The sequence below is a fragment of the Microbacterium sp. NPDC076768 genome, assembly GCF_040687205.1.
In the GTDB taxonomy this organism is placed as follows: Bacteria; Actinomycetota; Actinomycetes; order Actinomycetales; family Microbacteriaceae; genus Microbacterium.
The window spans coordinates 131,619-153,255 of the sequence record NZ_JBFBMU010000003.1; the positions used below are offsets into that span (position 1 = coordinate 131,619).

Here is a 21,637-nt window from a genome sequence, read left to right on the forward strand (position 1 = left end):
TAGTCCCCCCAACGAAGGAACGGGCCCATGTCCCACGAGTACGAATTCCTCACTGAGGCGAACATCGCCAGCTACATCACCGCGCACCCCGAGTTGCAGCAGCGCATCGACGGCGCCGATCTGGCCGAGATCCGGGAGATCGGTGACGGCAACCTCAACGTCGTGTTTCACGTGCGCGACAGAGCGGGACGCTCGCTCATCTTGAAGCAATCGCTGCCGTATGTGCGGATGACGGGCGAGGGATGGCCGATGACCCCAGACCGCGCGCGCAGGGAAGCGGAATCGCTCGTCGCGCACGGCGCGATCTTGCCCGAGCTGGTGGTGGAGGTCATCAAGTACGACACCGAGCGCTACATCCTCGCCCTCGAAGACCTCTCTGACCATCGTGTGTGGCGAGGTGCACTGAACGATGGGGAGTACCACGAGGGCGTGGCTGCGCAACTGGGACGCTACGTCGCCGGTGTCGCGGTGGGCACCTCCGTGCTCGGGAGCGAACGAGGAGAGGTCGCCGACATGGCGGCTCGCTCCCAGAACGCTGAACTGTGCGTGATCACCGAAGACCTCGTCTTCACCGAACCTGTCTTCGACATCGGGCGCAATACTGTGTTGCCCGAAAACGAAGCAGACGCGGCAGCTCTCGCGGCCGATCTGTCGTTTGCGACCGCGATGAGCGAAGCAAAGTGGCGCTTCATGACACACGCCGAATCACTCATTCACGGAGACCTGCACACCGGATCTGTCATGGTGCGAGGAAGCGGTCAGCGCGGAGACGATGCTGACTCTGTCAAAGTCTTCGATTCGGAGTTCGCCTTCTACGGTCCCGTCGCCTTCGACCTCGGAGCCCTGTTCGCCAACTACGCCTTCGCGGCAGCGCGTGCACGCGCTCTGGGCGACGAGCAACGTGCAGCGTGGGCACTCTCCCTCATCGACCAGACCTGGGCGGGTTTCGCAGAGGCATACCTTGCTGCGGCAGAATCGTGGCATGAAACAAGGCTGTTCGATGCCGCATTTGCGCGCCGTCGGGTCGCCGAAACACTGCGCGAGGCCTCGCTGTTTGCGGCAGCAAAGATGGCACGCCGCATCGTCGGCGCCGCGAAAGTCGCAGACATCCAGACCTTGGAGCCGTCGCTGCGTGCCCCCGCAGCCCGCGCAGTACTGACGGCTGCTCGTGCCCTCGCGGCGGGGTGGACCGAGGTGTCGTCTGTCTCCGACATGCGCACAGTACTTGACGCTCACCTGCTCGCCTAAAGTGCTGGCGCTGCTTCGGCGCAGCCCGGTTACGCTGAGGGGATGATTCTGGGCCCGGGGGAACTCGAAGAGTTGCACTTCCTTCGCAGACGCGCGTATGGGCGAGATGGAGCGCTCACCGCGGCTGAAGCACGACGCCTGCAAGAACTGGAGGATCGCCGAGTTGCGAGAGGCCCAGAGCAAGATCCCGTGCCCTCTGCTCCCGCGGACCAGGGGATCGAAGCCTTTGACGTCCATGCTGATGACACCGATCTGGAGGATGCCCCCACGAAGGCGGAGCCGGATCAGGAATCGGAGCCAGGTCAGGAATCGGATTCGGGTGAGGAATCGGAGCCGGGCGAGCACGTCGCCCCCAAACCGTCGGAACTCCGCGCCCTGTTGCGCGCAGGATGGCGACCGCTTGCGCTCGCCGCGGCGTTAGCCATCGTTCTCGGGTTGGGGGTGGGCTGGCTCGTTTTCAGCGGTCCCGGCATCGCCGCCGTACCTTTGACCGCAGAGCAACAAAAGTGGCAAGCAGAGCTGATCGCTAGCGGGGACTATGACGCTGGATCAATTCGTGCGCTCGCCGTAGAAGACGGTGTCGTGGTGTGGTGGGCGACGAAAGATAACGCGCAGCGCACATGCCTCGTACTCGGCAACGCCGATATGACGTTCCCCAACTGTGATGAGACAGCTTCGGCAAATGAGAACGGGCTTTTCGGGTCCTTCACAGCAAGTAACCCCGATGGGTCACAAAGCCAGATCGGTGCCCAGATGCTCCGCACGACCACGGGCGAACCGGCTGTTGCTGTCAGTTCTTTCGTCATCGATGACCCCTCCTCCTCCTCCTTCAGTTACCAGTACGGGACTGACGAAGAAGTAGAGACGGCAGAGCAGCTTGTCAGCGCAGGATATGACCCCACCTCGATCTGGATTGTCGGTTATGACAACGACGTGCCAATCTGGCGGGCGATGGAAACGGGAACGCAGAGTCAGTGTCTGATCTATGACGGATCGACCCAGGACGCGCCTTTCGTCTGTGTGGAGCCGGAGATGATGCAAGACCAGGAGGGGAGGCTCATTCTCGACGTCCTTGACGCCGAAACGGGGGTATCCACGCGCTACGAGTGGCAATCGAATTCAATGTCAGAAAACCTGATCATTGAGCGTGGAGGAGCGCCAGCGAGCACCCTTGGTATGGGGGACTCGTTTGCGGTAGATGGCCCTCCTGGCGACCCCATCCAGGTCGAGGTCCCCGGGCGTAGCGCGGACGGCTGATCACCTGGTTTCGATCACAGGCTACTGACCTGCGCCTAGCGAGCGGGAGGTACCCGGTCGGCGAGAATTGCTCTCCGCTGGTTGCCCACCCTGGTGAGGATCAGCGTTGCCTCGTTGTCGCCGCGCAGGACGAGCTTCTTCCGAAACGCTGCGGGGTCGACGTCGACGCCGCGCTTCTTGATCTCGAGACGCCCGATGCCCTGAGCCTTGAGTGCGGCGCTGATCGCCTTGGGGTGCACCGGCAGCGTCTCACGCACGCGAAACGACTGCACGAAGGGGCTTGTAAGAGCGGCGTCCGACGTCAGGTAGGCGATATGCGCATCCAGCATGCCCGCGTCGAGAGTTCGCGCGACATCGCCGATCAAACGGGCTCGAATCACGGCGCCGTCTGGTTCGTGCAGGAATGCTCCGAGTTCGCGCACCCCTTCGTCTGTCGCGTCTGCGGGGGCCGTGATCTCGTGGGAGCGGTCGTCGCGGATCACGAGCGCAGAGCGACGCACTCCTTCTCGTGCCAACGCGCCGGTCCACACCACGAGTTCGACGACGCTTCCGTCGGCGCTGACCCACTGCGTTTCTGCGTCTGTCGGCAGCAGGTCGCGGTCGTGTCCTGGACCCAGCTTGATGCCGGTTGGCATGCGGGAGGCGACATCGAAGGCCCAGTCCAGTGACGGCGAATAGTCGTCGGCAGAGACACGCCGAGTTTCGCTGTGGCCCGATGTGCGTCTGGCCGGGTCCATCCAGATGGCGCGGGAGGATGCATCCTCCTCAGGCAGTGACTCCTCTGCGGTGCCGTGCCGCACGACCGCACTCTCCCCGAACGGTGCCAGGTTGTACGCCGCAATTGCTGATGTGACTTCGTCTGCATCTACCGCCAGCACGTTGAGTCCTGCCCCTGTGAACGCCAGGGAGTCGCCACCAATGCCGCAACCGAGATCGGCGACACCAGTGAGTCCTGCACCTCTGATGCGTTGAGCGTGGCGTGCGGCGACGCCGAGCCTGGTGGCTTGTTCGAGCCCTGCCCGTGTGAAGAGCATCCGCTCGGCAAAAGGGCCGAACTTCGCACTCGCCAGGAAGCGGAGTCGAGCCTGACCGACCACGGCCGAAACCAGCTCAGGGGAGTGTCCAGCTGAGCGAAGGCGAGAGACCGCACTCGCAACTTCGGCGGTCGATCCGATCGTCCCCACGCCCTCGAGCAGCTCGAGTCCGGCGGGGGTCAGTAGGGCACGCAGCTCGGACATCTCCACGCCCTCAGCCTAATTCCCGTTCATCGGCGCGAGGGTTCCGTTTGGCTGGCACTCGCATTGCATGAGTGCCAGCCAAACGCCTACACTGGGATTAGCACTCTCGGGTTGAGAGTGCGAACAAGTCTTTCGTGTCAGCGTCAAGAAAGAAGAGGTAGACAGTGTCGGTTTCTATCAAGCCACTCGAGGACCGCATCGTCATCAAGCAGGTCGAGGCAGAGCAGACCACCGCGAGTGGCCTGGTCATCCCCGACACCGCCAAGGAGAAGCCCCAGGAGGGCGAGGTCGTGGCGGTCGGCCCCGGTCGTATTGATGACAACGGCAACCGTGTTCCGATCGACGTCGCCGTCGGCGACCGCGTGCTTTACAGCAAGTACGGCGGCACCGAGGTCAAGTTCGGCGCAGACGAGTTCCTCGTTCTGTCCGCACGCGACGTTCTCGCAGTCGTCGTTCGCTGATCAGCTGAACCCGGTACCTGCCCTCTCTTGAGGCAGTGCCACGGTTTACGCAGAAGGCCCGGATGCTCAGGCATCCGGGCCTTCTGCTGTCTTCAACGGCTTCACCTCGGGCATATGGTTGACCGGTGCCTACCGAGACCGCCCGCGCCACGCAGACAGCGGGGGTCGCCTACGCCGGAGCCGCCTACCTGCTCTGGGGTGTGCTTCCGCTGTACTTTCTTCTCCTCCTGCCCACGGGCCCGTGGGAAGTCGTGGCATGGCGTGTACTTCTTTCGCTCGCTTTTTGCATTGTGCTGTTGACCGTGACGCGCGGATGGGCCGCGTTTGTGGTGATCTTCCGCCAGCCAAAACTGCTGGGCTGGACGGCGCTCGCTGGTCTTCTGATCTATGTCAACTGGCAGGCGTTTCTGATCGGCACCCTGAGCGGAAACGTTGTTGAGACAGCGCTCGGGTACTTCATCAACCCGATCACGACCGTGCTGTTGGGCGTTTTCGTTCTTAAAGAAAGCCTCAGACGTCTGCAATGGGCCGCCGTGGCTATCGCGGCGATTGCCGTCGTGGTGATCGTGGTGGCATACGGTGACGTGCCCTGGATCGCGCTCTCACTGACCGCGTCGTTCGGTTTATATGGACTCGTCAAGAAGAAGATCGGGCCGGCTGTCGATGCGGTGAGTGGCCTCACTCTCGAATCGTTCTGGCTGATTCCCATCGCCGTCGTGCAATTGATCGTGGTCGCGCAGACCACCGGCATCACAATGGGCGGGAACGGGTGGACGCACGCTCTGCTGCTGGCCTTCGCCGGTGTGGCAACAGCCGTGCCACTCTTGCTCTTCGCCGCTGGCACCAGAAGGCTCCACCTCACGGTGATCGGCATGATTCAGTTCATTACTCCGGTGATGCAGTTTCTGATCGGTGTCGTGATTCTGCATGAGCCGATGCCGCCGGAGCGCTGGGCGGGATTCATCATCGTCTGGATCGCCATCGCCGTCTTCATCATCGACCTCCTGCTTGCGGCTGGTCGCGGACGCCGGATCCCTCAACCGCTCCCCGTGTGAGGCTGAGGCTGAGGCTGAATTCGGGCGTCAAAGGCACTCGGTACCGGATCGTTAACGCACCGAGATACTGGCGGCCCCTCTGCGCGGGCGCCACGCTCTAGTGTTAGAGCACCCGATTGTGGTCAAATCCACGTTCAGTTACGCAAGGGAGCATCATGAACGCATTGAAGGGCTCGCGCAGCGCGAAGGTCTTCGCCGGAATCGCGCTGCTCAGCGCCTCCGCCATTGTCATTGCCGGTTGCAGCAGCACACCGAGCACAGAGGAGAGCGGTGGCGCAGAGCCAGCCGTCGATCTGACTCTGAAGCTTGGCTCGTTGCTCCCAGCCACCGGAACGCTTTCGTTCCTCGGAGCGCCGATGGAAGCCGGCGTCCAGCTGGCCGTCGACCAGATCAACGAGGCCGATGCTGGTGTCACCATCGAGCTCACCACTGCTGACGAGGGTGACCTCGACAACAAGGCGTACGAGACCTCGATCACCAACCTGCAGAGCGCGGGCATCACCGCGATGGTCGGTGCTGCATCGTCCAGCGTCACCAAGCTCATCCTCGATGGCAACGCCGGTGCAGGCATCCTCACCGTCTCGCCGTCGAACACCTCGCCTGACTTCTCTGGCATCAACCCGCTGTACTTCCGCACCGCCCCCAGTGACAACCTGCAGGGTGAGGTCCTCGGAAACGAGATCGCTGAGGACGGTCACAAGACCCTCGGCATCATCTACCAGAACGACCCTTACGGCACCGGCCTGGCCGAGGCCATCAAGGCGACGTTCGAAGGCACAGGCGGTGAGGTCGTCGCAGAGGCGTCTTACAACCAGGGTGACGGTCAGTTCAACGCTCAGGTGGCGACGATCGCCGCAGAGAAGCCGGACGCCGTGGCTGTCGTCTCCTACGACCAGTTCGCAACCATCGCACCGCTGCTTGGTAACGCAGGCGTTGACACCGGTGCGCTGTACCTGGTCGACGGAAACCTCAAGGACTGGGGTGCCGACATCTCCACGAGCCTCGAAGGTTCCAAGGGAACACGTGCAGGCGCTGAGCTGCCGCAGGACTTCCTCGACCAGCTCAACGAGGTCTGGACTGCCCAGGGCAACGACCCGATCGACGCTGTGACCTACTCGGCTGAGGCATACGACGCTGTCATCCTGATGGCACTGTCGGCTCTGACCGCTGGTTCGGTCGAGGGCGCAGACATCGCCGCAGAGATGGGCGCAGTCTCCGGCGGTAGCGGCGACGGCGAAGCATGCTCGACGTTCGCAGAGTGCGCAGACATCATCAACGGTGGCGGCGCGGCCAACTACAACGGTCTCTCTGGCGACATCCTCTTCGACGAGAACAACGACCCGAAGGGTGCGGCCATTGGCGTCTACGAGTTCGACGCTGAGAACATGACCTCACGCATCAAGTAATCACACACACGAAGGCCCCTGGCGCTCCGCCAGGGGCCTTCGTCGTCCCCGTCACATCCGTCATGTCCCTCGGCACATGTCCACTTGTCGGGAGTTTGCACGCCCGTCGGGCGAATTGCCCGTGTGGCCCGGCCGTGGCCGTTTTCTCCCGACAGGTGCTCCGGGGTGGGGGATGGAAAAGTGGGATGGAAAAGGGGGATAAAAAAGGGGTCAGGCGGCGTCGGTACCGAGGGTGCCGAGGTACAGGCCGATGACCTTGGGGTCGTTCAGCAGGGCGCGTCCCGAACCCTCGTACGCATCCTTGCCCTGGTCGAGCACGTAGCCGCGGTCGCAGATTTGCAGGCAACGCCGCGCATTCTGTTCCACCATGATCGTGGTGACGCCTGCTTTGTTGATGTCAGAGACACGGATGAACGCATCGTCCTGACGCACGGGGGAGAGGCCAGCGGATGGCTCGTCGAGCAGCAGCACAGACGGGTCCATCATCAGTGCGCGACACATCGCGACCATCTGACGCTCGCCGCCGGAGAGCGAGCCGGCTCGCTGCTTCAGGCGGCCGCCCAACTCGCTAAAGATGCTGCTGACGAATTCCAAGCGCTCGGTGAAGATCTTGGGGTTCTGATAGAGCCCCATCTCCAGGTTTTCCTGGATGGTCAGCGAGGGGAACACGTTATTCGTCTGCGGGACGAAAGCCACGCCTCGCTTCACAAGCTTGTCGGCTTTGAGGCCGACGATGCTCTCGCCCTTCACCGTGACGTCGCCGGAGCGCACCTCAACCATCCCGAAAATGGCCTTCAACAGTGTCGATTTACCGGCGCCGTTCGGTCCGATGATGCCGATCAGCTCACCCTTGCGAGCGATCAGATTCGCCCCATTGAGGATGTTCACTCCTGGCAGATAGCCGGCGTGCACATCTTTGAGCTCGACAATGACGTCGTCGTTCTTGATCTCGTTCCGCGGAGCGGGTGCGTCGGTCATGCCTTCTTCTCCTCGGCGTCTTCGGCCTCGATCTCGGCCTCTACTTCGGTTTCGATCCGCTCACGAATCCGCACGGCATCCTCGTCAGAGATGACCGCAAGACGGCCGGTGACCGCTCCGAGGTCGACATCTTGATGCGCACCGAGGTACGCGTCGACGACCGCTGGATCTTCCATCACCTGGTCTGGGGGTCCCTCAGCAACAACTCGGCCCTCGGCCATCACCACCACCCAGTCGGCGATGTGACGGACCATATGCATGTCGTGCTCGACGAAGAGCACCGTCATGCCGAGATCCTTCAGGCTGAGGATGTGCTCCAGCAACGACTGCGTGAGCGCCGGGTTGACCCCGGCCATCGGCTCGTCGAGCATGACCAGCGTCGGATCGCTCATCAGCGCGCGTGCCATCTCAAGCAGCTTGCGCTGACCACCAGAAAGCGAGGCAGCGAAATCCTGCTCTTTGGCATCGAGCTTGAATCGCGCAAGAAGCTCGCGCGCGCGGTCTTCGATCTCCTGGTCTTGCTTGCGCCACAAGAACGGGAACAGACTGGACCAAAAGCCTTCGCCTCGTTGATCCTTGGCTCCCAGCTTCATGTTCTCCAGCACCGTGAGCAGCGACAGAGACTTGGTGAGCTGAAAGGTGCGTACCTGGCCCATTCGAGCGACCTTGAACGAGGGGACCCCTGACAGGCCCTTGCCGTTGAACGACCAGGTTCCGGCGTTCGGCTTATCAAACCCGCACAACAGGTTGAACAGGGTGGTCTTGCCCGCACCGTTCGGCCCGATCAATGCCGTGATTGCCCCGCGAGGAATCTCGAGGTGATCGACGTCGACCGCTGTCAGACCGCCGAAACGACGCTCGACTGCATCGACAACCAGGATCGGGTCGACCTTCTTCACGCCGGGGACAGCCGGGCCTGCAGCGAGGCCCTGCGTCTTGGCGCGAGGTGTGCTGTTCGCGGGGGTGGCCGCGTGACCGTCGTTATTTGACAAAGGTCATCTCCCTCTTGTTTCCGAGGATGCCCTGTGGGCGGAAAATGACGATCAGCATCAGAACGACGCCAATCACGATGTACCGCACCACATCGGCCTGAGCGCTGGACATCGGTAGGTAACCGGCGGTGGCCATTGCGGGCAGGAGTGCCCCGAGGAACGCGAACACCAGCCAGAACAACACAGCGCCGAGAGTCGGGCCGAGGACAGTGGCCGCACCACCCAGAAGCAGGATGGTCCAGATGAAGAACGTCAGCGATGTGGAGTAGCTACCCGGAATCACCGCGGAGGGGAGCACGAAGACGATGCCGCCGAGCGCACCGATCACGCCACCGACCACGAGTGCCTGCATCTTGTAGGCGAACACGTTCTTGCCCAGCGAACGCACCGCATCCTCATCCTCACGGATGCCTTTGAGCACGCGCCCCCAGGGGCTGCGCATGAGCGCCCACACCAAGAGCACCGAGGCGGCAAGGGCAAGCAGGCCAACGACGCGGACCCACAGGTCATTCGCGTTGTAGGTCCACGGACCGAAGCCATAGGTGCCAGGGGGGAAGGGGTTCGCATCACGGAAGCTCTGGTGGTAGCCAGAGAGTCCACCGGCGGAGTTGGTCCAGTCTTTGAACAACTCGGTCAAGAACAGCAAGCGCACGACCTCTGCCGTCGCAATCGTTGCGATGGCGAGGTAGTCGGCGCGCAGACGCAGCGTCGGGATACCGAGGATGAGAGCGAACAGGGCGCCGGCGATGACGCCGACCAGCACACCGGCCCACCACGGGAACCCGAAGGTCAACACGGAGATGGCGTAGCCGTAGCCGCCGATGGCCATGAACGCCGCCATACCGAAGTTGAGGAGTCCGGTGTATCCGAAGTGCACGGCGAGGCCGGTGGCCGCCAATGCGTAGGCAATGGTGGTCGGGCTGAAGAGATAGGCGGCGGTGTTGCTAAAAATGCTTCCGAAGTCCATGCGTCAGCCCAACCTTTCCTTGCGCCCGAGAATGCCCTGCGGTCGCACCAGCAGGATGATGATCAGCGCGACCAGAGCAGTGCCGTACTTGAGGTCAGACGGAACACCCAAGAGTGTCGAGACCTCGACGGCCATGCCGACGATGATCGATCCGATCAGTGCACCGATCGCGGATCCGAGACCACCGAGCGTGATCGCACAGAACATCAAGAGCAGCATCTGCATACCCATGTCCCACTTCACACCCGGACGGAAGTAGGCCCAGAGGATGCCGGAGATCGCGGCGAGTACACCGGCGAGAATCCAGACGGTGCGGATCACCTTGTCGACGTCGATGCCGGAGGCGGCGGCGAGCTGCGGGTTGTCCGAGATCGCTCGCGTCGCCTTTCCGGTGCGAGTTCTGGTGAGGAAGAACGCCACCCCGAGGATCACGACAATGCTTGTCCCCATGGCGATCAGGTCGATGTAAGAGAGCGAGATCGGCCCAAACTGCATCGGGGTCGGGCTCGCCTCCGGCAGCTGGTAGGTGCTGCCGCCGATCATGTACTGCATGCTGTAGCGCAGTGCGAGGGAGAGCCCGATGCTCACGATCATGAGCTGGACGATTCCGAGCCCGCGCCGTCGAAGCGGCTTCCAGATCCCTGCGTCCAAAGCCCAGCCGAGCGCTCCACCACCGACGACCGCCGCGATGATCCCCAACCAGAGGGGGAGCTGCCAGAATGTGGTGCACAGAAGTGCCACGACGGCACCCCAGGTGACCATTTCACCGTGGGCGAAGTTCGACAGCCGGGTGGTGCCGTAGATGAGTGCGGCACCCATGGAGGCGAGACCGAGGAGGAGGCCGAAGTTCAGGCCACCAACGAGGCGGGAGAGCAGCTGGTCGAAGAACGACACGGTGATGCGCTCGCCTGCGCCGAGAAAGAAGTTGACGATCTTCGTGCCGGTGAGACCGAACTCGAGCTCGAACGACGCGGTCGTCCCATCAACGGGCTGGATGCCCTCAGGGAGTTGGGTGGCGTCGACGATTACTCCGTCTGGCAACGTCGATTCGTCGACCGTGAGGGTGTACGTCTCCTTTTCGGGAACGTAGAGGCGCCACTTGCCCTCTGCGTCCGTCTCGGTTTCGGCATCGAAGCCGTTCCCCTCGATCGACATCACGACGCCTTCAACTGGTTCATCGGCGTTGGTCACGACGCCGGCGAAGTAGAAGTCGGTGACCTCTTGTCCGTCATCCGACGTTTCGGCGGATGCCGCCGATGGAGGCAAGAACAATAGTGCGCTGAGCGCCATGACAATACTGAGGAAGGCGACCACCCAGGGTCGCTTTCGCTGCACGGCGAGAGATGTGGGTCCCACGCAACCTCCACTGTGAGTGCTGCGCCGCGGTATCGGGTGAACCGCAGCGTTGGACGACGCATTTGAGCGTAGTGGGCGATTCATGAATCTCCTACACCCACAGGCGCCATCGTGCTCAAGTTGTGAGGCTAGGGAATGTTCACTGGCGTGTCTCGCTTAGAATCTTCATACGGGTTACGGCCCGCCACCGGCCGACGTCGACCGTCCCTTTGCACCCGGACATGCGCGCGACTCGCGCAGAAGGAGATTTCATGGAACAGCACGATCCCTTCGGCTTCGTCGGGCTTACATACGATGACGTTCTTCTGTTGCCTGGGCACACAGACGTCATCCCCAGTGAGGCCGATACTTCGTCGCGGATCACTCGCCGCATCTCTGTGGCGACACCCTTGCTTTCCAGTGCAATGGACACGGTTACCGAGTCGCGGATGGCCATTGCGATGGCCCGCGAAGGTGGCATCGGAATTTTGCACCGCAACCTCTCTATTGCCGACCAGGCCGCGCACGTTGATCGTGTGAAGCGCAGCGAGTCCGGCATGATCACCGACCCGATCACCACGACGCAGGACGCGACAGTAGAAGAGGTCGACGACCTTTGCGCGAGATACCGCATCTCTGGCCTCCCTGTCGTTGACGCCGAGGGAAAGCTGGTCGGTGTCATCACGAACCGTGACATGCGCTTCGTCTCCGGTTTCGAGCGCCAGACCACTCTCGTTAAAGACGTCATGACGAGCGAGAACCTGGTTACCGCTCCCGTCGGCGTGGCCGCAGGCGAAGTTATCGCCCTCTTCGCCAAGCACCGCGTAGAGAAGCTGCCGCTTATCGATGGAGAGGGCAAGCTCGCCGGTCTCATCACCATCAAAGACTTCGACAAGAGCGAGAAGTATCCCCTCGCGACCAAAGATGACCAGGGTCGCCTGCGCGTCGGTGCCGCCATCGGGTTCTTCGGCGACGCTTGGGAGCGCGCAGAGGCGCTGCGTGACGCGGGTGTCGATGTTCTTGTCGTCGACACCGCCAACGGGCAGTCCCAGGGCGTTATCGACCTTGTGCGTCGGTTGAAGGCCGATACCTCGTTCGAGCACATTGACGTGATCGGCGGCAACGTCGCGACCCGTGAAGGTGCCCAGGCGCTGGTAGATGCAGGCGTGGATGCCGTGAAGGTGGGCGTAGGCCCCGGTTCGATCTGCACAACGCGTGTGGTGGCCGGTGTGGGCGTGCCTCAGGTTACTGCGGTGTACGAGGCGACGTTGGCGGCGCGGCCTGCTGGCGTTCCCGTGATCGCCGACGGCGGCCTGCAGTACTCCGGAGACATCGCCAAGGCGCTCGTCGCGGGGGCCGATGCCGTGATGCTCGGCTCTCTTCTTGCCGGAACAGATGAGTCGCCAGGTGAGATCGTTTTCCAGTCAGGAAAGCAGTTCAAGCAGTACCGCGGAATGGGGTCGTTGGGCGCGATGCAGACCCGCGGCAAGCAGACGTCGTACTCGAAGGACCGGTACTTCCAGGCCGATGTCCCCAGCGACGACAAGCTGATCCCTGAGGGCATTGAGGGGCAGGTGCCCTACCGAGGTCCGCTCGCTGCGGTGGCCTACCAATTGGTTGGCGGACTCCGTCAGTCGATGTTCTACGTCGGCGCACGCACCATCGAAGAGCTGAAGACGCGGGGCAAGTTTGTGCGCATCACCTCGGCTGGCCTGAAGGAGTCGCACCCGCACGACGTGCAGATTGTCGTCGAGGCGCCGAACTACAAGAAGTAGCCGACTTCTTCTGCTTTCGACGCGCAACTCGTCGCGGACGCGGAAGCGTCCTGAGCGTATCTCGTTGTGCCAGGATTGACTTACACCGCTCGACTTTCCCTGCGGTCTCAGCCCCGTAGGGGCGAGATCAACTCGCCGATTCCCCGATCGGTAGGGAATCTCCCCAAGGAGAGCTCTACATGTCAGAGGCAACCCCTCGCATCCTCGTCGTCGATGACGACCCAGACGTCGCACTGCTCGTAAAAACAGTGTTGGAGCGACGCGCTGGCTGCATCGTCGATGTCGCGGAGGATGGTCGCATGGCCGTCGAACGCGTCGCCGCTGTTCGACCAGACGTCGTCGTGACCGATATCGAGATGCCTGGGCTCAGCGGCATCGAACTCCTCGAGGAACTACGACGCACGGTCCCGACGGTGCCCGTCGTTGTGATGACCGCGCACGTCTCGGTGGAGTACGCCGTTTCTGCGTTGCGTGCGCAAGCAGACGAATTTCTCACCAAGCCGCTCGACAACGCCAAGCTGGTCGAATCCGTTACTCGCCTTGTCGAGGAGGGACGCCGACGCCGCGACGAAGCACGTCGGCCTGAGCGTGTGTTGGCCATCGGGGCACACCCCGATGATGTGGAGATCGGGGTCGGCGGCCTGCTGGCAGCCCACGCACAGGCGCAGGATGAGATCACGATCCTCACTCTTTCCCGCGGCGACCGCGGGGGCGATGCAGACAGCAGGCAAAACGAGTCGTTGGCCGTGGCCGAGATGCTGGGCGCTCGCCTTTTCCTGAAAGACCTCGTCGATACAGAAATCTCTGGCGGCGGCTCCACGGTGCGGCTGATCGAAGAGATCGTGCAGGAGATCAATCCCACGATTGTCTACACGCACTCGTCTCACGATCGCCACCAGGACCACCGCGCGGTGAGCGAGGCGACCATCGTCGCGACGCGTCGGGTGGGTACTGTCGCCTGTTACCAAAGCCCCTCCGCCACGATCGACTTCCGCCCGACGCGTTTCGTGCGGATCGATCAGTACCTCGATGCCAAGTTGGAACTGCTCTCTCAATTTGAATCGCAGTCCACGAGTCGTGATTATTTGGCCCCCGAGTTCGTCACCGCAACCGCGCGCTACTGGTCGCGATTCGGTGGCGGAACCGCCGTGGAGCCGCTGGAAGTAATCCGGGAGACGGCAGAATTCGTCGGGGCCCACGAACTCACTCGACGGGAAAGCTAATGACGCAACGTGTGCTGGTAACCGGAGCAGGGGGACCGGCCGGAGTCGCGGTGATCCGCTCGCTCCTTCGTCGTTCCGATCTGACAGTCTTCGCCGCCGACATGGACGGCTGGGCAAGCGGGATCTACCTCGTGCCCGCAGAGCAGCGCCGACTTGTGCCGCCGGGACGCGACGAAGACTTCGTCCCCGCGATCGCGCGCATGGTGGCGGAAGACAGGCTCGACCTCGTGATTTCCACGGTTGATGTGGAACTGATCGCTCTGGCAGGGCGGCGGCAGGAACTTGCTCCAGCGGTGCTCGCTGCTCCCTCGGCCGACACTCTGAATACGGCGTTGGACAAGCTCGCGCTCGCCGAGCGTTGCGAGCCCACAGGGCACACTCCCCGCACTGTTCTTGCGGGCAGCGCAGCGGAGGCAGTCGACTGGGAGTTCCCGGTCTTTGCCAAGCCGCGCCAGGGAGCGGGAAGCCGTGGTGTGCGGCTTGTTCCCGACAGGGCAGCTCTGGAAGCTTTGCCGCTGGACGAGGGTCTGATCGTGCAGGACTTTCTCCCCGGCGAGGAGTACTCCGTCGACGTTCTTGCCGATGCCACAGGCAACGTCGTTGCTGCGGTGCCCCGCACCCGCGCGCGGGTGGATTCCGGGGTCGCGATTGCTGGACGCACCGTCCGTGACCCGGAACTCGAAGAGACGGCGGCGTCGATTGCCCGCGCGATCGGGCTCGTCGGTGTCGCGAATGTGCAGTTGCGTCGGGACCGTACTGGCCGGGCTGTTCTGCTGGAAGTGAATCCGAGGTTCCCCGGTGCGCTTCCCCTGACGATCGCGGCCGGGGTTGATATTCCGTCGTTGGTCGCCGATCTGTTCCTCGGACGCGAGCTGCCTGTGCATGTGCCGTTCCATGAGATTGCGTCTGTGCGGTTCTTGGAGGACGTGATCCTCGAGATTGATGAAGTGCTGGTCTCCGACCATGCGGGGCATCAGGAGGAGCTGTGAGTCACGCGGAGCTTCGCGGCGACTACCACGTCCACTCGACGTTCTCGGACGATGCCGTCTCGACGCTGGCAGAAAACGTTGAGGCGGCGGCGGCCGCTGGCCTCAGCACCGTGCGTCTGGTTGACCACGTCCGCCAGAGCACAGCGTGGGTCCCGGAGTATCTGGCGGCTGTGCGCGCGCTGCGGCTTCCCGATGGGCTCACGGTGCTCACCGGTGTCGAAGCGAAGATCCTCGATACCTCAGGAGCGCTCGACATCCCGGCGCTCCCCGACGGTATTGATCGAATTCTGATCGCTGACCACCAGTTCCCTGGCCTCGAGGGTCCGCTGGGGCCTTCTACGGTGCGCGAACGGATGGCGGCAGGATGGGCGAAAGAAGACGTGCTCGACCAATTCGTCGACGCTCTGATGGCGACCATGCGCCGGTATCCAGGCAACCAGCTCGCGCACTGCTTCTCGATCCTTCCCAAAATCGGGCTCTCGGAGAGCGATTTGGGAGCCGAGCGTACCCAGGCCTGGGCCCGCGCCGTCGCTGAGACGGACACCCTTGTCGAGGTCAACGAGAAGTGGGGCTGCCCAGAAGTTGGTGCGCTTTTGGCCGTGCGCAATGCGGGAGGCCAGATTGTCGCCTCCACCGACAGCCACAACGCTGATGAGGTCGGTCGGTACGCCAGAGTGGTTTCGCTGCTTGACGCGTTGGGTGCATCCTCATGACAGCTGTGAGCTGGTGGGAAGCTTCACTCGCGGTGTTCTTTCTCATCGTGGTTTTGGTCTGCACCCTTCCGGTCATCAGCACCGCGATGCAGTTTCTTACATTGCCAATGCACGCGCTGCGCAATCACTACGGCAAGGCGGCTCCTCACCATCCCAATGTCGCGGTAATCATTCCGGCGTGGAACGAGGGGCTCGTGATTGGCCCGGCGATTGACCGGCTACTTCAGCTGGAGTACCCGACGTCCGGTCTTCGGATCTTCGTCGTCGACGATGCCTCTACCGATGACACCCCGGCGATCGTCGCGAGCAAGGCCCAAGCGAATCCAGGGCGCGTCGTTCATCTGCGCAGAGACAAAGGCGGCGAGGGTAAAGCACATACTCTCAACCATGGTCTCGACGTGGTGCTTGCCGACGAGTGGACCGAAGCCGTACTCATCATGGACGCCGACGTGATCTTCGCGCGAAACTCCTTGCGCAAGCTCAGCCGGCACCTGGCCGATGAAAAGGTTGGCGCTGTCACCGCTTACATCGCTGAGGGCAGCAGCGATCGCAATTACCTCACCCGGTTCATCGGAATTGAGTACGTGATTGGTCAGCTCGCTTCACGGCGTTCGCAGAACGTCACGGGGGCCATCGCGTGCCTGGCCGGTGGAGCGCAGCTGCATTCGCGGGCGAACCTCGAGGCGATCGGTGGCCGTATCCCGACGGGGACACTTGCGGAAGATACGATGACAACTTTCGAGGGCCAGCTCCAAGGGCGTCGAATGGTCTTCGAGCCGTACGCGGTGGTGCTGGCTGAGGAGCCTCGAACAATTGACGGTCTGTGGAAGCAGAGGCTGCGCTGGGCTCGCGGCAACGTGCAACTCACATCTATTTATCGCAAGCTCTGGTTCCGCCCGAGCCGTGTGCACAACTTGGGAAGCGTGGGCTTTGGCCTCTCCTGGTTCACGGTTCTGCTCCTGCCGGTATTCATGGTCGTGGCGTCCATCGGTATGCTCGCGCTCCTCGCAGTGCACAGCGAACTTTCGGAGTTCGTGTTCCGTGTGATGTGGATCTCCGCGGCGTGTGTCTACATGGTTTCGATGTTGTTCTCTGTGCAGCTAGATCCGCAGACAGGACGACGGTCGTGGCGTGAAGCCGTGATGTTCCCTGGGCTTGGGGCGCTGATCCTGATGTCGATCGCACTCTTCCCCAGCGGATTTGCGTGGGTTCTCGATCAAGTCGGGCTCCCGGTGACAGATCAGAGCAGAGTTGTCTGGGCGGCTTTCTTCTACCTTTGGGGCCCAATTGCACTGCTGGGAGCCTGGCTAGCTCGTATTATCGAGCCGCTCCCCGGTGGCCGCTTTTTCGCTGGCGTGTTGGTTTACACGTGCGGCTACGGCTCGCTGCTGTGCGCGATCACCGTGGACTCCTACATCAAAGAGTGGCGTCGAGCCGACGCCTCCTGGATTAAAACAGAGAAGATCGGACGGGTCGCCTCATGACCTCAGAACCGTCACCCCGCTCAGAGGCGAGAGAAATCACCGCAGACGCACGGCGGGAGCGGCGACTGATCTTTCAAGGAATCCTGACTCTCGCTGTCGTCGCGGTCATCGTGATTGTGCGCGAGCTGGTGCTGCGATGACGGGTCGGCCGTTGGCTCTGGTCGTGGAAGATGCGCACGACCAGGCTGCGCTACTGCGCCGCTACCTCGACCGTGAAGGTTTCGATGTTTTCGTGGCTCACGACGCAGAATCGGCGATTGCGGCGTTCGCCGAGATTGACCCTGCTCTCGTAATTCTGGACCTCATGCTTCCAGGGGTCTCTGGAAAGGCGTGCGCTGAGCTCATCAGGGCGCGCTTTCCTGATTGTTTCTTGGTGATCAGTTCCGTTCTTGACGCCACTGACTACCCGCCGGCGGATGCCGCGCTCCCAAAACCGATTACGGGTGCAGAGGTGCACGCGGTGGTGGGGAGAATGCGGTGAGCAACGTGACCCCGTTGGATAGGGCGGAACGCCGCTGGTACCAGATGTTCGATAGCCCGAGTCCGCTCGTCAAACAGTCGCCAACGATCATCGCAACCATCATCGCGGCGATCTTGACCTGTATGAATATGGATCTGCCGTTCACGAACATGCTCGTCGCTCTTTCGGGCGTAGGCCTTGTTGTTGCCGCGACGGTGCATGCGGCAGTGCTGAGCGCTCGACGGCTGTGTGATGGATGGATCGTCTTGCTGATCCCGATGGTCGACATCGTGGGCCTCGGCCTCTTCCGAGCGGGAACGGGCGGGTCGAGCTCCCTCTTCGGAGCGCTGATTCTTCTTCCGGCGGTGTGGCTGGCTGCGGCCCCTGGCATCCGCTATGTCGTGTTCGTCGGAGTGCTGAGTTCGCTCGCCTTGCTCATGCCTTACGTCAATGACACCTCCACGACTTCGGCGGAGTGGCTGCGCGGTGTCGTCGCTCCGCTCGTGTTTGTCGCCGTCGCTGCTGTTGTCAATCAACTCTCCCGACAGCAGCGGGTGCGCGCTGAGCAGGCAGAAGATTCGGTCGCTGAGCGCACGAAAGCACTGTCAGAAAACATTGCGATGGTGGTGCAGTTGCGCGACAAAGAGCGACAGTACCGCGAGCTTCTCGATTCTTTCGAGAGCCTGTGGTCGTCGATCACTGCCCAAGCGGTGGTTGCGACAGACCGTAGCGGCACGGTTACCGCGTGGAACCCCGGGGCGGAGCGCCTTCTTGGGCTCTCGGTGAGCGAGGCGCTAAGCGATGTGAAAATTGACCGTTTCTTTTCTCGGGACGTGCTTTCGATGCTGGCCGAGGAGAACACGGAGCCAACGCACACGGACGACGGAGAGGTTCCTGGCCGCGCCGAACTTTCGCCGGGCATTAGTGCACTGTTCGCGCAGGCAGATGCGGGGATGATGGTCGACGGTGACATCGAGATCGTCACCGCAGGGGGATCGACCGTCCCTGCGAGGGTGACTGTTAGTCCGCACACCGATGGATCCGGCACTCAGCAGGGATTCCTGTTTGTGCTCACTGATGAAACACGGGCTGTGGAAGTCGCCCGCATGAAGGATGAGTTTGTCGGGATGATCTCGCACGAGCTCCGGACACCGCTGAGCGCAATTATTGGGTTCCTCGACTTACTGCAGAATGACCCAGCGCAACCTCTCACAGATGACCAGCAAGAATTCGTGGGGATTATTGAGCGCAACGCCAAGCGACTGCTCAATCTTGTCGGCGATCTGCTGTTCACCGCTCAGGTGGAGTCGGGACGCTTTCCGCTGGAGCGAGAAGAATGCGATGTTGCCGAGCTGGTCAGCTCCGCTGTGGCTTCGGCAGGGCCGCATGCACAACGCGAGGGGATCGACCTCGTGGCCGACGTGGGCACCTCCCCGGTGACGGTCGTCGTCGATGCGGGGAGAGTCGGTCAAGCGATCGATAACTTGCTGTCGAACGCGATCAAGTTCACCCCTCGAGGCGGAACGGTGACGGCACGAGTTGAGCAGAACGACGGCGGAATCGAGCTGTCTATTGCAGACACCGGTATCGGCATCCCCGAAGACGAGCAGGGAATGCTGTTCACTCGGTTCTTCCGCGCATCAACAGCGACACGCAACGCTGTGCCTGGTGTGGGCCTTGGCCTCACCATCACCCGAGCCATTGTCCTGGCGCACGGTGGCTCGATGGATGTGAAGAGCCAAGAAGGCGTCGGTACAGAGTTCCGCTTCGTGCTGCCGACCTCTCCCCGCACCGAATCGCTGCGCGCCGTCAACCGCGACGCCTGACCCCGCCTCGCTCGCTGAGCTCACCCCGCCTCGCTCGCTGAGCTCACCCCGGTTGGGTCGCTGAGCTCACCCCGCTTGGGTCGCTGAGCTCACTTCGGTTGGGTCGCTGAGCTCACCCCGGTTGGGTCGCTGAGCTTGTCGAAGCGTCCCCGCAACGCCCCGGTCCTCTCGCCGGGTAGGCTGGAGGGGTGACCATGGAGATCGAGCTGGGCCGAGGAAAGCGCGCGCGTCGCGCGTACACTTTCGACGACATTGCGGTGGTGCCTTCGCGGCGCACGCGCAACCCGGAGGATGTATCGACCGCCTGGACGATCGATGCGTTCGGGTTCGAGATTCCGGTGCTGGGTGCGCCGATGGACTCGGTTGTGAGCCCGCAAACAGCGATCATGCTCGGTCAACTCGGTGGCCTCGGTGTGCTGGACCTTGAGGGTCTGTGGACACGGTACGAGAATCCTGAGCCGCTGCTGGCCGAGATCGCTGGCCTCGATGCCCGCAAGGCGACCGTTCGGATGCAGGAGCTGTATTCCGAGCCGATCAAGCCGGAGCTCATCACCAGCCGCCTCGCGGAGATTCGCGAGGCTGGGGTCACGGTTGCGGGTTCACTGACTCCGCAACGTACCCAGGAGTTTTATGACACGGTCGCCGCAGCAGGCGTCGATCTGTTCGTCATCCGCGGCACGACCGTTTCGGCAGAGCATGTGTCGAGCGTCGCCGAACCGCTCAACTTGAAGAAGTTCATTTACGACCTCGATGTTCCGGTCATCGTTGGGGGCGCTGCGACTTACACCGCTGCTCTGCACCTGATGCGCACTGGTGCCGCCGGTGTGCTGGTCGGATTCGGTGGGGGAGCGGCATCGACCACCCGCGCCACGCTGGGTATCCATGCGCCAATGGCCACAGCGGTTTCTGATGTCGCTGCTGCTCGTCGCGACTACCTCGATGAGTCGGGTGGACGTTACGTGCATGTGATTGCCGATGGTGGAGTGGGAACGTCAGGTGACATCGTGAAGGCACTCGCCATGGGTGCCGACGCGGTGATGCTCGGTGTCGCTATCGCCAGGGCAACGGATGCGCCCGGTCGTGGTTTCCATTGGGGCCCCGAAGCACACCACTCGAAGCTTCCGCGTGGCCACAGGGTCGAGGTCGGCGGCATTGGCACGCTGGAGGAGATCCTTTACGGTCCCGCACCGGTAGCCGATGGCACGGCGAACTTAATCGGTGCGTTGCGCAAGTCGATGGCAACCACTGGGTACTCCGATTTGAAGGAGTTCCAGCGGGTTGAAGTCGTGCTCGCTCCGTACGAGGCCTGAGGTTCTGCGCTCCACTGTGACCACTCCTGCTCTGTTCCCCCCGACCCTCCGCGAGGTCATGCTTCGGGGACGCTGGATCGGGATGCTCCTTCTCTGCCTTCTGGTGGCCGGCGTTTTTGCGTGGCTCGGCCAGTGGCAGCTGGAGCGCGCTATTGACACGGACCCGCCTCCGCCGGGCATCACGGAAGAAGTGCAGCCGCTTGCAGACGTCCTGCAACCGGCGGAGTATCTTCCCGAACCGCTCGTCGGTCAGCGTGTAGAGACTTCGGGAGCGTGGGTTCCCGGAGACTTCTTGATTGTGTCCGGGCGCTTCAATGACGATGTCGAGGGGTATTGGGTCACCGGCCAGCTCCGGGTTGAAGAGCGCACATCAATTGCTGTCGCCATCGGATGGGCGCCAGATCTGGCGAGCGCCGAGGCAGCGGTCGACGAGCTCGATGCCGCCGCAGACGGCTCGGAAGTGGCGGTCTCCGGGCGCATCATTTCCGATGAGGGGCCCCGTGTTCCGCCGCGCTCAGACCCAGCAGAGCTGAGTCGTATGTCTCCGGCGGCACTGTTGAGCGTCTGGCACGACATCGACGAACTTGAGGTCTTCCGCCCGTACCTCGCCTCGACCACCGCATCCAATGGTCTGGCAGACATCGCCTCGCCTGCGCCGGCGGAAATCTCGCCGGTGAACTGGCTCAACGTTTTCTACGCGGCAGAGTGGGCGATCTTCGCTGGCTTCGCGTTCTACCTCTGGTACCGCCTCGCGAAAGACGCCTGGGAGCGCGAAGTAGAAGAATTTGAAGACGCCGCTACCGAATCGGCAGACCCCGCAGCCGTCTGAGTTCTCGCGCATCTGCGCGCAAAACTTTGCGCAGATGCGCGACTGCCCTCCTCGATAGAGACCTTCGTCAGGGGTGTGCGCCGACGTCCGG

Annotated in this window: 20 protein-coding genes; 15 read left to right on the forward strand and 5 right to left on the reverse strand. The window is 62.5% G+C overall.

Annotated elements, in window-relative coordinates; translation table 11 throughout:
- Window positions 1-27 precede the first annotated feature (27 nt).
- A complete protein-coding gene (mtnK, locus tag AB0O87_RS12825) occupies window positions 28-1,248 on the forward strand; it encodes an S-methyl-5-thioribose kinase (RefSeq protein WP_363516616.1) in 1,221 nt (406 codons plus the stop codon).
- Between the two features lie 42 nt (window positions 1,249-1,290).
- Window positions 1,291-2,505, forward strand: coding sequence for a hypothetical protein (locus AB0O87_RS12830; RefSeq protein WP_363516619.1), 1,215 nt, complete (start codon window positions 1,291-1,293; stop codon window positions 2,503-2,505).
- 35 nt (window positions 2,506-2,540) lie between these two features.
- On the opposite strand, the gene AB0O87_RS12835 is transcribed toward AB0O87_RS12830, so the two are convergent.
- Window positions 2,541-3,749, reverse strand: coding sequence for a class I SAM-dependent methyltransferase (locus tag AB0O87_RS12835; RefSeq protein ID WP_363516622.1), 1,209 nt, complete (start codon window positions 3,747-3,749; stop codon window positions 2,541-2,543).
- A gap of 158 nt (window positions 3,750-3,907) precedes the next feature.
- On the opposite strand from AB0O87_RS12835, the gene groES reads away from it, so the two are divergent.
- The 3 genes from groES (at window position 3,908) to AB0O87_RS12850 (ending at window position 6,665) form a co-directional block, all read left to right on the forward strand.
- Window positions 3,908-4,204 carry a co-chaperone GroES gene (gene groES, locus AB0O87_RS12840; RefSeq protein WP_047524164.1) on the forward strand — a complete coding sequence of 99 codons (297 nt, stop codon included), beginning with the start codon at window positions 3,908-3,910 and terminating at the stop codon, window positions 4,202-4,204.
- Window positions 4,205-4,329: 125 nt separating this feature from the next.
- Window positions 4,330-5,259: an EamA family transporter RarD gene (gene rarD / locus AB0O87_RS12845; protein WP_363516625.1), complete on the forward strand. Its 930-nt coding sequence runs from the start codon at window positions 4,330-4,332 to the stop codon at window positions 5,257-5,259.
- A gap of 155 nt (window positions 5,260-5,414) precedes the next feature.
- On the forward strand, window positions 5,415-6,665 hold the full coding sequence (locus AB0O87_RS12850; protein ID WP_363516628.1) for an ABC transporter substrate-binding protein: 1,251 nt from the start codon (window positions 5,415-5,417) through the stop codon (window positions 6,663-6,665).
- 210 nt (window positions 6,666-6,875) lie between these two features.
- Here the strand turns inward: AB0O87_RS12850 and AB0O87_RS12855 are convergent, their stop codons facing one another.
- The 4 genes from AB0O87_RS12855 to AB0O87_RS12870 all read right to left on the reverse strand — a co-directional run bounded on the left by AB0O87_RS12855 (window position 6,876) and on the right by AB0O87_RS12870 (window position 10,892).
- The gene (locus AB0O87_RS12855; protein WP_363516631.1) at window positions 6,876-7,643 is read right to left on the reverse strand and encodes an ABC transporter ATP-binding protein; all 768 of its coding nucleotides are present in this window, start codon (window positions 7,641-7,643) and stop codon (window positions 6,876-6,878) included.
- On the reverse strand, window positions 7,640-8,542 hold the full coding sequence (locus AB0O87_RS12860; RefSeq protein WP_363517397.1) for an ABC transporter ATP-binding protein: 903 nt from the start codon (window positions 8,540-8,542) through the stop codon (window positions 7,640-7,642). The genes AB0O87_RS12855 and AB0O87_RS12860 overlap by 4 nt, the downstream gene beginning before the upstream one ends.
- Window positions 8,543-8,624: 82 nt before the next feature.
- The gene (locus AB0O87_RS12865; protein WP_363516634.1) at window positions 8,625-9,602 is read right to left on the reverse strand and encodes a branched-chain amino acid ABC transporter permease; all 978 of its coding nucleotides are present in this window, start codon (window positions 9,600-9,602) and stop codon (window positions 8,625-8,627) included.
- Window positions 9,603-9,605: 3 nt separating this feature from the next.
- Window positions 9,606-10,892 (reverse strand): branched-chain amino acid ABC transporter permease, encoded by a 1,287-nt coding sequence (locus tag AB0O87_RS12870; protein ID WP_363517400.1) that lies wholly within the window; start codon window positions 10,890-10,892, stop codon window positions 9,606-9,608.
- Between the two features lie 317 nt (window positions 10,893-11,209).
- Between AB0O87_RS12870 and guaB the strand changes: the two genes are divergently transcribed.
- The 10 genes from guaB to AB0O87_RS12920 all read left to right on the forward strand — a co-directional run bounded on the left by guaB (window position 11,210) and on the right by AB0O87_RS12920 (window position 21,546).
- Window positions 11,210-12,712: an IMP dehydrogenase gene (guaB, locus tag AB0O87_RS12875; RefSeq protein WP_363516637.1), complete on the forward strand. Its 1,503-nt coding sequence runs from the start codon at window positions 11,210-11,212 to the stop codon at window positions 12,710-12,712.
- Window positions 12,713-12,891: 179 nt separating this feature from the next.
- Window positions 12,892-13,935, forward strand: coding sequence for a response regulator (locus AB0O87_RS12880; protein WP_363516640.1), 1,044 nt, complete (start codon window positions 12,892-12,894; stop codon window positions 13,933-13,935).
- Window positions 13,935-14,924, forward strand: a complete 990-nt coding sequence (locus AB0O87_RS12885) for an ATP-grasp domain-containing protein (RefSeq protein ID WP_363516643.1) — start codon at window positions 13,935-13,937, stop codon at window positions 14,922-14,924. Before AB0O87_RS12880 ends, AB0O87_RS12885 begins: the two co-directional genes overlap by 1 nt.
- A complete protein-coding gene (locus tag AB0O87_RS12890) occupies window positions 14,921-15,637 on the forward strand; it encodes a PHP domain-containing protein (RefSeq protein WP_363516646.1) in 717 nt (238 codons plus the stop codon). Before AB0O87_RS12885 ends, AB0O87_RS12890 begins: the two co-directional genes overlap by 4 nt.
- Window positions 15,634-17,121 carry a glycosyltransferase gene (locus tag AB0O87_RS12895; protein ID WP_363516649.1) on the forward strand — a complete coding sequence of 496 codons (1,488 nt, stop codon included), beginning with the start codon at window positions 15,634-15,636 and terminating at the stop codon, window positions 17,119-17,121. Before AB0O87_RS12890 ends, AB0O87_RS12895 begins: the two co-directional genes overlap by 4 nt.
- Window positions 17,118-17,261 (forward strand): hypothetical protein, encoded by a 144-nt coding sequence (locus AB0O87_RS12900; RefSeq protein ID WP_363516652.1) that lies wholly within the window; start codon window positions 17,118-17,120, stop codon window positions 17,259-17,261. The genes AB0O87_RS12895 and AB0O87_RS12900 overlap by 4 nt, the downstream gene beginning before the upstream one ends.
- Window positions 17,258-17,602 (forward strand): response regulator, encoded by a 345-nt coding sequence (locus AB0O87_RS12905; RefSeq protein WP_363516655.1) that lies wholly within the window; start codon window positions 17,258-17,260, stop codon window positions 17,600-17,602. Before AB0O87_RS12900 ends, AB0O87_RS12905 begins: the two co-directional genes overlap by 4 nt.
- Window positions 17,599-19,407, forward strand: a complete 1,809-nt coding sequence (locus AB0O87_RS12910) for an ATP-binding protein (protein WP_363516658.1) — start codon at window positions 17,599-17,601, stop codon at window positions 19,405-19,407. The genes AB0O87_RS12905 and AB0O87_RS12910 overlap by 4 nt, the downstream gene beginning before the upstream one ends.
- Window positions 19,408-19,601: 194 nt before the next feature.
- A complete protein-coding gene (locus tag AB0O87_RS12915; RefSeq protein ID WP_363517403.1) occupies window positions 19,602-20,717 on the forward strand; it encodes a GuaB3 family IMP dehydrogenase-related protein in 1,116 nt (371 codons plus the stop codon).
- A gap of 58 nt (window positions 20,718-20,775) precedes the next feature.
- A complete protein-coding gene (locus tag AB0O87_RS12920; RefSeq protein ID WP_363517406.1) occupies window positions 20,776-21,546 on the forward strand; it encodes an SURF1 family cytochrome oxidase biogenesis protein in 771 nt (256 codons plus the stop codon).
- Window positions 21,547-21,637: the final 91 nt, after the last annotated feature.

What these genes read in the sequence shown, in the direction of transcription:
- AB0O87_RS12870 (WP_363517400.1), bottom strand. Translation starts at nt 10,892, where the DNA reads ATGGCGCTCAGCGCACTATTGTTCTTGCCTCCATCGGCGGCATCCGCC.
- AB0O87_RS12885 (WP_363516643.1), top strand. Translation starts at nt 13,935, where the DNA reads ATGACGCAACGTGTGCTGGTAACCGGAGCAGGGGGACCGGCCGGAGTC.
- AB0O87_RS12855 (WP_363516631.1), bottom strand. Translation starts at nt 7,643, where the DNA reads ATGACCGACGCACCCGCTCCGCGGAACGAGATCAAGAACGACGACGTC.
- AB0O87_RS12850 (WP_363516628.1), top strand. Translation starts at nt 5,415, where the DNA reads ATGAACGCATTGAAGGGCTCGCGCAGCGCGAAGGTCTTCGCCGGAATC.
- AB0O87_RS12920 (WP_363517406.1), top strand. Translation starts at nt 20,776, where the DNA reads ATGCTTCGGGGACGCTGGATCGGGATGCTCCTTCTCTGCCTTCTGGTG.
- AB0O87_RS12880 (WP_363516640.1), top strand. Translation starts at nt 12,892, where the DNA reads ATGTCAGAGGCAACCCCTCGCATCCTCGTCGTCGATGACGACCCAGAC.
- AB0O87_RS12895 (WP_363516649.1), top strand. Translation starts at nt 15,634, where the DNA reads ATGACAGCTGTGAGCTGGTGGGAAGCTTCACTCGCGGTGTTCTTTCTC.
- mtnK (WP_363516616.1), top strand. Translation starts at nt 28, where the DNA reads ATGTCCCACGAGTACGAATTCCTCACTGAGGCGAACATCGCCAGCTAC.
- AB0O87_RS12905 (WP_363516655.1), top strand. Translation starts at nt 17,258, where the DNA reads ATGACGGGTCGGCCGTTGGCTCTGGTCGTGGAAGATGCGCACGACCAG.
- AB0O87_RS12830 (WP_363516619.1), top strand. Translation starts at nt 1,291, where the DNA reads ATGATTCTGGGCCCGGGGGAACTCGAAGAGTTGCACTTCCTTCGCAGA.
- guaB (WP_363516637.1), top strand. Translation starts at nt 11,210, where the DNA reads ATGGAACAGCACGATCCCTTCGGCTTCGTCGGGCTTACATACGATGAC.
- AB0O87_RS12865 (WP_363516634.1), bottom strand. Translation starts at nt 9,602, where the DNA reads ATGGACTTCGGAAGCATTTTTAGCAACACCGCCGCCTATCTCTTCAGC.
- AB0O87_RS12915 (WP_363517403.1), top strand. Translation starts at nt 19,602, where the DNA reads ATGGAGATCGAGCTGGGCCGAGGAAAGCGCGCGCGTCGCGCGTACACT.
- AB0O87_RS12900 (WP_363516652.1), top strand. Translation starts at nt 17,118, where the DNA reads ATGACCTCAGAACCGTCACCCCGCTCAGAGGCGAGAGAAATCACCGCA.